We start from the raw sequence: 13,619 nt of genomic DNA, 5'->3' as shown, positions 1-13,619 counted from the left end.
TTATAGAATAAGTCGAATAATTAAGAGAAAATTATGCTAAAAACCAAATTACATTATCTAGCGTTATTGGTAACAACGCCGTTGGTATTTGCCGAGCAGACGGTTAGGCTCAAAATTGAAGGGATTGAGGATAAAGAACTTTATAACAATGTGCGGATTTTTTTGTCCCAAGTGAGCAACGATGAAGCGGACGGCTCGGAGCGTTATCAGTATGTGGTTCGGGAAACCGTCGATAAGGCGTTGCGGGCATTGGGTTATTACAACACTCAATATCACTTTCATTTAACACCTCGCAAAGCGCCCGCAAAAGATCTGCTGACGTTAAAGGTAAGCCTAGACAAACCGGTTAAATTAGACGAGCGGGAGGTCGATATTCAAGGGCAAGCTGCACAGGATAGCGATTTTCAGCAGTTGCTGGAAAAGGACATTCCGACAAAAGGCACTCGGCTGAATCACGAAACTTACGATAATTTCAAGAGCAATATTGAGAAACTTGCCCAATCCAAAGGCTATTTTGACGGGAATTGGCGTTATCACCGTTTGGAAGTGTATTCAACCTCTCACACGGCGGATTGGCGTTTGGGCTATCATAGTGGGGAACGTTATCGTTATGGTGATATTCGCTTTAAAAACAGCCAAATCCGTGAGGATTATTTGACCCAGGCTTTACGTATTCAGTCAGGCGATGAATACCACATCAATGATCTCTCAAAATTATCCAGCGATTTTTCATCGAGTAATTGGTTTGCTTCGGTATTGGTTGAGCCGGAATTGAACAGCGAGAAAAAAGAGGTGGATCTGAACGTATTATTACAGCCGAAGAAAAAAAATGATGTTGAGATCGGTATCGGCTATATGACGCAGGTTGGGCCTCGTTTTCAATTAAACTGGAAAAAACCGTGGATCAATGATCGCGGACATAGCTTGGAAATGAACAGCTATTTTTCGCTGAAAGAACAAAAAATCGAATTTGGGTATAATATTCCGCTGAGAAACGATCCGATTAACCATTATTACCAAATCTCCGGCGGTTTAGAACGGGAAAAGCAGAACGATACCAAATTTACCGGTGCTAATTTGGCATTTCAGCGGTTTTGGAATTATGAATCCGGCTGGAATTTTTCGTTAGGAATGAAAGCCCGTTATGATGCCTTCGAGCAGGCAAACGATAAATTTAAAACGCTTTTACTCTATCCGACCGCCTCACTAAACCGCACTCGTAGTGATGGGCAGCGTTTTCCATTGTGGGGAGATTCCCAAAAGCTGACGGTAAATTGGGGCAGTAAACTGTGGGGATCGGATGTGAATTTTTATTCTGCCAAAGCATCAACGGCTTGGATTAGAACCTATGCCGATGCACATCGCTTTTATCTGCGAGGTGAGCTGGGTTACTTAAAAGCGGGCGAATTTGGGCGTATTCCGCCGGCGTTACGTTATTTTGCCGGTGGGGATATGAGTGTGCGGGGCTTCGGTTATAAGAAAATTTCGCCAAAAAATAAGGACGGCGAACTGACCGGCGGTTCACACCTTGCCACTGCCACAGCGGAATATCAGTACCAAGTTTACCCGAATTGGTGGGGGGCTGTATTTTATGATACGGGGCTTGCCGCTCGTCAATATAAGGCTAAGGATCTGCATTCAGGCGTTGGGGTAGGCGTGCGTTGGGCATCGCCGATCGGTGCAATTAAGTTTGATCTTGCCACGCCGGTGCGTTCGCCGAGCAATGAAAAAGGGATTCAATTCTATATTGGATTAGGTTCAGAATTATAATTTATTATCACTATGCAGCACGAACAGACGACAACATCGGCTCATTCAGACACTCACGAGCAAACCAGGCCGACAGCGAAAAGATCAAAATGGCGTTGGCTATGGCGGGCAATTATCGGGCTGATCCTCTTGCTGATATTGCCACTTCTGTTTTTGGCAACGGCAACGGGGCAACGAACATTATTGCACTGGGCGGATAAATGGGTGGACGGGCTAACGATAGGCACGGTGGAAGGCAGCTTACAAGAGGGATTGCTGCTATCCGATACACAATTTCAGACTGACGGCGTCAAGGTGAATGTCGGGCAGGCGGAGTTGCATATCGGTTTTCAATGTTTATGGGATCGCCGTGCCTGTATCGAAAATATGTCGCTGCGGGATACGGCTATTGACATTGATACTGCTAAATTACCGCCTGCCGCCCCTAAAGAGGAGAAGCCGATCGGCGAGATTGAGTTACCGTTAGGCATTGCCCTCAAACAGATTGAGCTGAATAATGTCAGCCTCAAAGTGGATGATATGGCAATTCATCTTCAACATTTTCAGTCGGGCATTACCGGACAAGGTAAGCAGTTAAATTTAGAGCCGACCCAATTAGCAGGGCTGACTCTGTCTTTACCGCAAGCGGTCGAAAATCCGCAAAAATCTGCAAAATCTGCCGTTTCGGCGACACAACCGATCGATTGGAATGCATTAAAAGCACAATTTGCCGAACCGTTACTGACTAAATTTGACCCGATAAAATTACCGTTAAATGTCAATATTGCGGATTTTTCGGCAAGGGATATTCGGTTGGAGCGTCAAACGGCGGAGAGCTACGAATCGTTATTAAATGTTGCGGAACTTCAATTAAAAGCCCATTCCGATGAAAAATCGGTGGCATTAGAACATTTATTGTTTAAAAGTGATAAGGGCGATCTGAACGGGCAAGGGCTGCTGACGTTAGCGGAGAATTATCCGTTAGATTGGAAATTAAATGCGAATATGCCGGCATTAGCCGATTTGCAGTTACCGGCAAGTAAAGCCGAAATGACGTTATCCGGTGAGCTGTTTGGCGCAACTCACTTAAATATCACGACGTCAGGGGCAATCAACGCCGATTTACAAGGCAGTGTTCAGCTTGCCGAACCGAAAACGCCTTTTAATTTGACATTGAAAAGTGCGGCGATCCTTTACCCCTTTATTCGCGAAAAAGGGCAAGATCCGTTGCAACTCAAACAAGTCGATTTAGCTATTCAGGGGAATTTGCTGGATTACCGTCTTGATACGCAGTTAGAAGCCGCCGGAATGGGCGTGCCGAAGAGCGCGTTACAGCTCAAAGGGCAGGGCGGTTTGACCCATTTTAATGTGGCGGATCTCACACTCAACACCTTACAAGGCAAAGCGCAGTTAGCGGGTAACATTGATTGGCAAACCGGCGTGGAATGGCAATCGACATTGCAGTTGAACGATATTCATACCAAATCGCTCACGCCGGAATGGGCGGCGGTATTGTCGGGGGCGTTGAAGTCCCGTGGCTATGCGGCACGAGGGGAAAAGGGCGAGCAATGGGCGGTTGAGTTATCCGATGTCGATCTGCACGGCAATCTCTTTCAAAAGCGATTACAGCTGACCGGTGCGTTGAAAGCAGATGCACAAACCCTACTGAACGTGCCGGCAGCCAATTTAATTTATGGCGAAAATCGGATTGCGTTAAAAGGGGTTATCGGTGATAAATCCGATTTTAGTGCGGATATTAACGCCCCGAATTTGAAAGGGCTTGTGCCGAACTTTAATGCCGCAGTACAGGGCAAAGTGAAAATGTTGGGTAAATTAACTGAACCGACCTTGGATCTTGACGTGAGTGCGAATAATGTCAGCTATGAACAGTTTAAATTGCAACACCTCACCGCAAAAGGCAACATCAGCTCGGCAAATGAGATCAAGGGGGATTTGACGGTGGGGCTGCGTCAATTTGCCTACGATGACGTGAAAATCAGCAATGCCAATCTTACCGCAAGCGGGAGTGAAGCAAATCATCAGGTGAAATTGATTGCTCAAGGCGAACCGGTTGCGGCAAATTTGCAAATTTCCGGTAAATTCGACCGCTTGCAGCAGCGTTGGCAAGGAAAACTGCAAAATGTTGCTATTCAGTCGCCGGTCGGGGAGTGGAAAAACGAGCAAGCCGTAGCAGTTGCTTATCATCACTCGCAACTCAAAGCGGATATCGGCGCACATTGTTGGCGTAATCCAAATTTACAGCTCTGCTTCCCACAGGCGTTTAGCGCCGGTAAAGAGGGGAAAGTGCCTTTTGAACTCAAACGGTTTGACTTAGCGATGGTTCAGCCGTTTCTAGCCAAAGAAACCCAAGTTGCAGGTATTATCAATGCGAACGGTACGGCAGCGTGGTTTGCCGATAAAGCCCCGCAAGTAAACGTGGAGTTAGGCTCGAACAGCATTAAAGTAGTGCAACAGATCGACCATCGCCGCTTTCCGATCCATTTGACACCGGTAAAACTACGGGCAAAATTGGCGGATAATCAACTTAATTTGCAGACCGATATTCAGCTTGAGAAAAACGGGCGAATCAGCAGTGATTTGGTGATGAAAGATCTGGCAAATAAACGGGCATTGTCGGGTAAACTCAATCTTGAGCAGCTTAACCTCAGCGTGATTTCACCGCTGTTAAGTGCGGGGGAAAAGGTCGGTGGCGAGATAAACGCACGCCTAACCTTAGGCGGTACGGCATTATCGCCGTTGCTTTACGGCAATTTGAATTTGAGTGCATTGACGGCTCGTTCCAATATTATGCCGTTTGAGGTAACAGGCGGTGGGTTAAGCCTGAATTTTAACGGGGCAACCTCCACACTCAACGGCAATATACAAACCAAAGAGAGTAACCTCGTGCTGGAAGGGGATGCCAATTGGCAAAAATTAGAGGCGTGGCATACCCGTATCAAAGCGAGGGCTGAGCGTTTTCGGGTTGATATACCGAATATGGCAAAAGTAGATGTTAGCCCGAATATTGAAGTAAAAGCGACCCCGAAAGCCTTGATTTTAAGCGGTAAAGTGGATATTCCGTGGGCAAGAATTGCCGTAGAAGCGTTGCCGGAAAGTGCGGTAGCGGTCAGCCAAGACGAAGTGATTATGGACGAGCGTGGCAAGGCTCGGCAAAAAGCGGCGGCAATCTTAAGTCAGCCGCCGGCACAAACCCATTCCGGTATGGCGATTCAAGCCAATATTGATATTAATGTCGGTAATGATGTCAAAATTGATGCCTACGGACTGAAAAGTGATCTCAACGGCAAGGTGAAAGTTCGCCAAGGGGATAAAGGGCTAGGGCTATACGGACAAGTGAATTTGCAGAACGGCACGTTTGCGTCGTTCGGGCAGGATTTGGTGATCCGCAAAGGCTTAATCTCGTTCACCGGATCACCGACTCAGCCGACATTAGATATTGAGGCGATCCGCAATCCTGAAGCGATTGAAGACAGCAAAGTTACAGCGGGTGTCAAAGTTACGGGGATTGCCGATGCGCCGGAAGTGAAACTGTTCTCCACACCGTCAATGCCGCAGGATCAAATCCTCTCTTATATTCTCACAGGGAGGGGGGTGGAAGGCAGCGGCGATGCGGGGTCGAGCAATTCCATTGCCGCTGCTTTAATTGGTATGAGCCTATCAAAAAGTAGTAAAATGGTCGGCGGGGTCGGCAGTGCGTTTGGTATCAATGATCTGAATGTCAGTACCGCAGGGATTGGCGACAACACCAAAGTGGTGGTAAGCGGTAGCTTAACACCGAAATTTCGGGTGAAATACGGGGTCGGGATTTTTGCGCCGCTGACGGAATTAACCCTACGCTATCGTTTAGCGCCAAATCTCTATTTACAATGGGTTTCAAGCATCAATCAAGCGGTCGATTTGATGTATCGGTTTGAATTTGACTAATTTTTCTGCGCAATTAACACGCATTTATGGATAAACAACGACAACAACAGCTGCAAAAATGGCTACGCCGACAGCAAACAATGATAAGGAAATGGCTCTATCTTAACGTACTCTTGGGGGCAATCAGTGCGTTATTGATGGTCGGGCAAATGTGGCTGCTTGCTGCAATGTTGCATAAAATGATTGTAGAGCATCAACATCCTGACCAATTTATTCCACAATTAGTCGGATTACTCGGCTGCTTTATCGGGAGGGCAATTTTAGTCTGGCTGCGGGAAAGAGCCGGTTTTAAAGCAGGGCAGACGCTGCGTTTGCATTTACGCCGTGCGGTGTTAGATAAACTGGCACAAATCGGCCCGTTAAGTATTCAACAACGTCCGGCGGGTAGCTGGGCGGCGTTGATGCTTGAACAGGTGGAAAATATCCATAACTTTTATGCACGCTATTTACCGCAGCAATTTTTATCGTTGATCGTCCCGCTTGTTATCCTCTGTTTTGTCTTTCCGCTGAACTGGGCGGCAGGGCTGATCCTGTTTGGCACATTGCCGTTATTGCCGATTTTTATGGCACTGGCCGGAATGAAAGCAGCCGAGGCAAACCAACGCAACATCGGCGTATTATCTCGTTTAAGCGGGCAATTTTTAGATAGTTTAAAAGGGCTGGACACTATCCGCTTGTTTGGGCGGGGAGAACATCAAACCGCAGAAATTTATCAGCGCACGGAAGATTTTCGCCTTAGCACGATGGACGTGCTGAAAATGGCGTTTCTCTCCTCGGCGGTACTGGAGTTTTTTACCGCCGTTTCGATTGCAGTGATGGCGGTCTATTTCGGCTTTATCTATTTGGGCGAATTGGATTTCGGCTATTACGAGGTTGGTGTGAGTCTGTTTGTCGGCTTTTTCTGTTTAATGTTAGCGCCCGAATTTTATCAACCGTTACGGGAATTGGGCGTGTATTATCATGATAAGGCGGCGGCAATCGGCGCGGCGGATAGTCTGGAGGCTTTTTTAACTCAACCGATAATGACCCAAGCAAGCGGGCAGATCCGCTTAGAAAATAGCAAAATAGAAATTCAAGCAACCGATTGCGTGATTTTATCTCCGCAGGGGAAACCGCTCACCCAACCTCTGAATTTTTGCTTGGCATCTCACCGAAAAATAGCCATAGTCGGTCAAAGCGGCGCGGGTAAAAGCTCGTTAATGAATATGCTATTAGGCTTCTTGGCTTATGAAGGAAGTTTGAAAATCAACGGGGTCGAACTGCGAGAACTGGATATGGCAGACTGGCGGGCAAAATTAGCGTGGGTCGGGCAAAACCCGCAGTTGATGCGGGGAACGTTGCGGGAGAATTTACTTCTTGGGCATTCAACGGCAAGCGAAGCCGAGATTGCACGAGCGTTGGCGTTATCCAAAGCCGATGAGTTTGTGTATCGGCTCGGCTTGGATAGCGAGGTTAAAGACGGCAATGCAGGCATTTCCGGCGGGCAAGCCCAGCGGATTGCCATCGCCAGAGCCTTACTTCACCCTTATCAGCTACTCTTATTGGATGAACCGACCGCCAGCCTTGATTTGCAATCGGAGCAACAAGTGCTGGCGGCGTTGCATAATTTAAGCCGTGAACAGACCACCTTGATGATCACCCACCGCATAGAAGATCTCAAACAGTGCGATGAAATTTGGGTGATGAAACAGGGGCAGATTGTGCAGCAAGGGCAATTTGCCGAGCTTGAACAACAAGGCTTTTTTGCCGAATTATTAGCCACTTCCAACCCGCAATCAGAAGGATAACAATGCGCGCGCTTTTCCCTTTTCTCTCCCTTTACCGCACCCATTGGGGACGGCTGTTCCTCGGCACAGTGCTGGCGATAGTCGGTTTAACCGCCAGCATCGGTCTATTGAGCTTATCCGGCTGGTTTTTGGCGGCTTCCGCTTTGGTCGGCTCAAGTTTGCTCTTCAATTTTTTCTATCCGTCTTCAGGGGTGAGAGGGCTGGCGATCGGGCGAACTATTTCACGCTATTTTGAACGCTTGGTAACCCACGATGCTACGTTTCGTGTGCTGGCAAATTTGCGGGTGGCAGTCTTTAAAAAGCTGATTCCGCTTAGTCCGGCAGGCTTGAGCCGCTATCGTCATAGCGAATTGTTAAACCGTTTAGTTGCTGATGTGGATACCCTTGATACCTTGTATTTGAACCTACTCTCACCGTTTATCAGTGCGCTAATGGTGATCGTGTTTATGGCGATTGGGCTATCCTTTGTTTCACCGTTATTAGCGTGGGTTGTTTGTTGCACGTTAGCCGCATTATTACTGATTTTGCCGACTATTTTCTACCATTTAGGCAGAAAATTAGGGCAGATTGCGGTTCATACCCGCGCCGCTTACCGTAGCCAATTTATCGAATGGATCGAACTAAACGCCGAATTTTTATTGTTCGGCGTGCAGCAGACGATGCGTGAGAAATTACATCGGACGGAACATCAATGGCTGGCGGCACAGGGCAGAGAAAGCCAACTGGGCAGCTTATCCAATGCGTTGCTCATCGTATTAAACGGCATATTGGTAACGATCACCTTATATTTATCGGCAACGGCAATCAATGTTGAAAATGCAGAACAACCGCAGGCACTGATTGCTTTGGTGGTTTTTTGTGTGCTGGCATCACTGGAAATTTTAATGCCGATTGGCATTGCGTTTTTGCATTTAGGGCAGGTGATTAGTGCGGCAGAACGCATTGGCGAGATTACCGAACAAACGCCAACTGTGGTTTTCCAAGGGCAAGCCGTTTGGCAAAAAATAGCGGAAAACCGACCGCTTGTTCGCTTTGAAAATGTTGATTTTCATTATCCGCAACGAACCGACAGAATATTAAACAACCTCTCTTTTGAGATAGTACCACGCCAAAAGATCGCGATTTTAGGCAAAACCGGCAGTGGCAAATCTACCCTTTTCCAACTCTTAAACCGCAATTACGACCCGACAAGCGGTCAGATTTGGTTAAACGGTTGCAAAATTGAAGCCTATCCGGAACAAACATTGCGGCAGCATTTGGTTACCCTTAGCCAACGTGTCCATATCTTCAGCCAATCGCTACGTGATAATCTGCGGATAGGCAATCCAAACGCAACGGATAGCGCGCTTAATCAAGTGCTGGCGGATGTCGGGTTAGCTTATTTGACAGAGCAAGGCGGACTGGATGTGTGGCTGGGGGAAGGCGGACGACCCCTTTCAGGAGGCGAACAACGCCGCTTAGGATTAGCACGCTTATTGCTAAGCGAGGCGGAAATCGTGTTGTTAGATGAACCGACCGAAGGTTTGGATCGAGAAACGGAGCAGCACATTTTGCAACTGATTTTCAATCATTGCCGACACCGCACCCTCTTAATGATCACCCACCGCTTGAACGGTTTAGAGCGTTTTGATCGGGTTTATAGATTAGATCAAGGGGAATTGGTTGGCTCAAACTGAGCGGGAGAGTCCGAGTCCAATAACATTTTATTTTCTTTCTGCCAGATTGTTTTTTCGGCGAAGGTATGCATATTTTGAGTATGCTTAATTTCGTTGAAAGCAATTTCCCAGACATCACTGGGCAGCTGTTTAGCAACAGGGAAACGCATTAAATATCTTGCTAATGCTTTTTGCTCTTCAACTGAATCGGAAAGGTAGCGGGCTGTCGCCCGAAATTGAATCCCTTCAATTTCACGAATATTGTCGGGTTGAGCGGAAATTGTACCTGCAATATGCGGATTTTTAAGCATCAACTGACCGTGATAAGTGGTTCGCTTAGTTAAAATAATCAAACGAGCAAGATATTCATCAAAAATATAAAAACAGCTAGCGCACCAAATATGCCCTTCAAACTGGCAAGCAAGGCTGACAACGTGGTGTCGATGGATAAACTGTGCGATTTGATGAGGCATTGAGTGTTGATAAGTAGCGCTATTTGGGTGAAATTGACCTTCATTCCCTGCCCTTATCAAACAAGGTTTAGTATCGTTTAAAATCATATTGACTTCTCTGATTTTAATTTGCTTGCTCCTATCAGCGAATTTGTGGAGCTATTCCTGGGTCTAATAAAGCCTGAAATTCTTCACCCATAGCACGGGCTTGAGCGATAGAGATTTCAGGGTAAGTACCAATACTTAAATTTGTTCTTTTTTTCTTTATCGGTTGGGAATAATTAAAAATCCACGTTTTAGAGCCATTAGTTTTTTACTCTTAGATGTAACCCGTTTCCGTCTGCTAGTAAGTATTCTTTATCTTGAGGTTCGGCTTTCTCTACTTCGGTATTCGTCAAGAGTTTGGTAATTCTAGCCATACATTTTCACCTTTTTAGTTACACAGCTTTTTGTCATCTTAACACTGTGTAACTATTCGTGTAACTAAAATTCACGGTTAAAAACGAAAAAAAGCGATAAATAACGATAGGTAAAAAGGGTCAAATTAGGCTTAGGTGCTTGATTTATAAGGCTTTAAAAATAAGTTACGAAAGGTTGTGATAAGTAGAATGGTGCGACCGGCTGGACGCCCATAAATAATGTAATCAATGAGTTATCCTAACTTGGTGCAGTTCGTGTGCAGAAGTAGTTTTAAGGTAAAATTTTTCATTATTTTGCATTTTTGTGCGTAAAAATGCGTTATAAAGATCTGATTTTAGGATCTGTTTGAACTGTTGAGGGGCTTGGTTGGATCGGGTTTTTGCATTTGCGTAGAAATCGACATATTAAGTGCGGGGGCGTGGTGAGGATACGAGCGCTCGCGTAAGGTAGTGAGTAGGTGTCGGAGGCAGTTTTTTAGATTGAAAATGGGGTATTTATAGCGGATAAAATAAAGGGTAATTTATTGATTTTGCTATCTTTTTATTGTGTTTTTGCTATAATAGATTGCCGATTTCTTTTTCTGAACCAAGAAAAATTTGCTTTAGATCTGGGAAAGGCTGAGATTAGTCTTGAACTAAGGTATGTTTGGTGAGCTTATTTGATTTGTTATTAAAATGGGCAATTAAGGATCGAGCTGAGTATTTTTAGCTGGGAAGAGCAAAAGGGCGTCCATTTTTGTGGACACCCTCTAAGGTTAAGGTTGGGGTTCTGAGAGAAGACTAGACGGTTTAAAGGTCAGCAATTCGGAACCGAACCAGTGGTTGATCGCCTGCAACCTTTTTTGTAGCGGAATGATCTCAATCGCTAGGAAAACCTTTGCCGCTTTTTCAATATCGCCAAATCCGCCGGTATTATTCGGGATAATGCCCATTAGTTGAGGCGGTACACGGTGAGCAGCGAGAATATCATCACGGCTGACATTTTTGATATTAAAGAACTCATCTTTTGCTGCAACATCGGCAATCGGAATAATCTGAATACCGTCTTTTTTTCCGTTAGGGGAATGGATAAACAAGTTTTTAAAATTGCCGACCCCTTTTGATTCCCGTAGTTGTTTGCGCAAATTCTCAATATCGTCCTGCTTTTGTGCTGCATCGCTCATATAAAACACAAAGCCTGCGTGCGCACCGTTTAAGTAGTATTTACGGCGGAATAAGGTTGCTGATTCATTTAGCCACGCAGATTGTAATGCCGACAGATAATGCGGTAGCCCGTAAATATCCTGATTGATGTCCGGTTCGATAAAATGGAATATCGAGTTTGGGGAAAATTCGTGTTCGTCCAAATGATTACCGATGTAGAAATAGCGGCCGTCTTCTACGCCTTTTCGCATATATTTAGCAAGCGGGGCTTCAAGCCGAATGATTTTCCCAAGCCGGTTGCGAACCGCTTCAAAATAGGCATTGCCAAACACATAATAATCTTTGATGAATGAGACTAATGCGGTGTGCGTTAAAATATGCGGTTGGTTGATCACACAAGTATCAGCCAATAAATTGGCTTTGACGGTGATCGCACTTTCGTGATGTGTCGAGGCCCGTAGCGATTTTGCCAACCCACTCCACGAAATCGGCGGATTGAACCAACGATCATTAGCGACCGAACAATATAAATAATTCATCATATCCGCTTTATCTAACATTGGAATCGGCTCACCAAAAGTAAACATTTGTGTTTGAGCGGTATTTGCCCCTTGCAAGCGGGCAGATTGTGTGGTTTTTTTGCGAAATTTTTTCATTTTCTATCCTAAAAAGTCCATTGTGCCGGTGTTTTCTGCTAACTTGCCGTCAAAAGGTTCATTGATAAAGACTTGTAAGCACGCCCACGCTAAATCGGCGTGGCTGGCTTCTTCACTGCGATCGGCAACGTAAAGCACCTGCGTGCCGTTACCGTTCATCTGTTTTTTGATCGACATAAAACTCGCCCCGATTTCAACGGCGTGCATTGCATCGTATTCAAAACGGCCCTTTCTGATGATATGTTGCCCTTTCAGTACCATACGGCTTTTCAGCCCGACATCGTAAGTTAATCCGACTGCATCGGGCCGTTCACGTTTAACAATTTCATATACCCCGACCCCTAAGCCGGTAATATCAATCGCAATGCGGGTTACGTTATAGCGTTCGCACATCTGTTTGATCGCATCACCTTGTTCCTCAAAATCTGACCCCTGAAATGTCTTGTATTCAAGCAAACGGAATTTTCCGCCGTCCACTTTGGGCGGAGCGATAATCACAAGGGCCGAGCGGTCGCCACTATATGATGGATCGTAACCAAGCCACACCTCCCGATTGCCGAACGGTCGCCCGTAGCCCTCGGTGAAAATATAATCTTTCCACACTTCCATCGTATCGACGTGGCAACGTTGCATTTCGGTCAGTTTAAACACGCTCGCATTATCATCAATAAATTCGCACATATAGAGCTGGGCAAATTCTTCCGGTGAGTTTTCCAACTTCAAGCGTTCAATATCAAACAATGTACAGCCACCGGCTTCGGCATCGTAGATATTGACAATTTGTCGCCATTGACCGTCCGCACAAGTCTTGCCCTGTTTTAAATGAGCGTGGGAAATATCAATATCCACCTGTTCTGTTTTAGGTCGGCCCTTATTAAACAGCTTGCCTGACCAAAGGCGATAGGCGGAATGGGTAATACTGGACGGCGTGGAAAAATAGGTGATGCGATACTGCTTTTGTGATGCCATACCCGCGGCAACCTTACGGATTTCTTCAAAGCGATTGACCCAAAAGATTTCATCAAAATAGAGATTGCCGTGGTAGGATTGAGCGGTTTTTGAGTTTGTGCCGAGGAAAATCAGTTGTGCCCCGTTGGGTAGCGTAATTGTCTCGCCTTTGAGATCCACATCGGCGACTTTTTTCGCATAGGCGACAATATAAGCACGGAACTGCAATGCCTGCTTTTTACTGGCGGAAATAAAGATTTGATTTCTGCCCGTTACCAACGCATCAACTAACGCTTCGTGAGCAAAATAATAAGTCGCCCCGATTTGACGACTTTTGAGAATATGTCGAATGCGTTGGCTTAATCCGGCTTCGTGCCACTTTTTCTGATAGTGGAACATACCGTTGAGAAAGCCGTTGATCAGCAATTCGGCTTGTTCTTCGGAAATGGCATTCTGTTCCGGCTTTTTACGGTCGGCAGGATTGCGGTTTTTAATTTTCGGGTTGAGATCGGTTTCATTTCCGCCTTGATTGTAGCGTTGAATACGAGCCGCTCTTTCAAGCTGACGCATTAAAAAATCTAACTCTTTAAAGTCATAGCCCGACTTCACCTCTTTTTGCATCAGTAAAATATAACGGCTCTCAATGCCGGCATTTGCACGATCAAAGATAGAGGCGTTGTCCCACTTATCCCGTTTTTTCCAACTGGAAATTGTCGAAACAGGGATATTTAACATACGGGCTATGTCTGAAATCCCATAACCCGCCCAATATTTTAATTGCGCCTCACGTTGTACATTCAGGGTAATACAAGCGGGGGCTTGTTCGTCATTTTTTGCAAAATCTGCCATATTGCGCATTCCGTTT

At 45.8% G+C, this 13,619-nt stretch carries 7 protein-coding genes and 1 pseudogene; 4 read left to right on the top strand and 4 right to left on the bottom strand.

The genetic code is table 11. The features are described 5' to 3' along the window. Window positions 1-33 precede the first annotated feature (33 nt). The 4 genes from tamA to cydC are packed head-to-tail and all read left to right on the top strand — an operon-like array spanning window position 34 to window position 9,157. Window positions 34-1,770: an autotransporter assembly complex protein TamA gene (gene tamA / locus E4T80_RS00205; protein WP_135053874.1), complete on the top strand. Its 1,737-nt coding sequence runs from the start codon at window positions 34-36 to the stop codon at window positions 1,768-1,770. Window positions 1,771-1,776: 6 nt separating this feature from the next. Next, window positions 1,777-5,694 (top strand): autotransporter assembly complex protein TamB, encoded by a 3,918-nt coding sequence (gene tamB / locus E4T80_RS00200; RefSeq protein ID WP_407662321.1) that lies wholly within the window; start codon window positions 1,777-1,779, stop codon window positions 5,692-5,694. Window positions 5,695-5,720: 26 nt separating this feature from the next. Then, complete coding sequence (cydD, locus tag E4T80_RS00195) at window positions 5,721-7,481, top strand: heme ABC transporter permease/ATP-binding protein CydD (protein WP_135053870.1); 1,761 nt, start codon at window positions 5,721-5,723, stop codon at window positions 7,479-7,481. A gap of 2 nt (window positions 7,482-7,483) precedes the next feature. Beyond that, window positions 7,484-9,157, top strand: coding sequence for a heme ABC transporter ATP-binding protein/permease CydC (gene cydC, locus E4T80_RS00190; RefSeq protein ID WP_135053868.1), 1,674 nt, complete (start codon window positions 7,484-7,486; stop codon window positions 9,155-9,157). On the opposite strand, the gene E4T80_RS00185 is transcribed toward cydC, so the two are convergent. The 4 genes and pseudogenes from E4T80_RS00185 to E4T80_RS00170 all read right to left on the bottom strand — a co-directional run bounded on the left by E4T80_RS00185 (window position 9,130) and on the right by E4T80_RS00170 (window position 13,603). Continuing rightward, window positions 9,130-9,696, bottom strand: coding sequence for a PNPOx family protein (locus E4T80_RS00185; protein WP_228064769.1), 567 nt, complete (start codon window positions 9,694-9,696; stop codon window positions 9,130-9,132). The two genes, cydC and E4T80_RS00185, sit on opposite strands and share 28 nt — an antisense overlap. Before the next feature lie 43 nt (window positions 9,697-9,739). Beyond that, a pseudogene (locus tag E4T80_RS00180) lies at window positions 9,740-10,007 on the bottom strand (integrase arm-type DNA-binding domain-containing protein); the annotation flags it as partial. A 755-nt stretch (window positions 10,008-10,762) separates the two neighbouring features. Continuing rightward, window positions 10,763-11,806 carry a phage portal protein gene (locus E4T80_RS00175; protein WP_135053866.1) on the bottom strand — a complete coding sequence of 348 codons (1,044 nt, stop codon included), beginning with the start codon at window positions 11,804-11,806 and terminating at the stop codon, window positions 10,763-10,765. Window positions 11,807-11,809: 3 nt separating this feature from the next. Beyond that, entirely contained in the window at window positions 11,810-13,603 is a 1,794-nt protein-coding gene (locus tag E4T80_RS00170; RefSeq protein ID WP_135053864.1) for a terminase large subunit domain-containing protein, read from the bottom strand. Window positions 13,604-13,619: the final 16 nt, after the last annotated feature.

The organism is Muribacter muris, assembly GCF_004569585.1.
GTDB classification, from domain to species: domain Bacteria; phylum Pseudomonadota; class Gammaproteobacteria; order Enterobacterales; family Pasteurellaceae; genus Muribacter; species Muribacter muris.
This window is presented reverse-complemented; position numbering and strand designations above follow the sequence as displayed.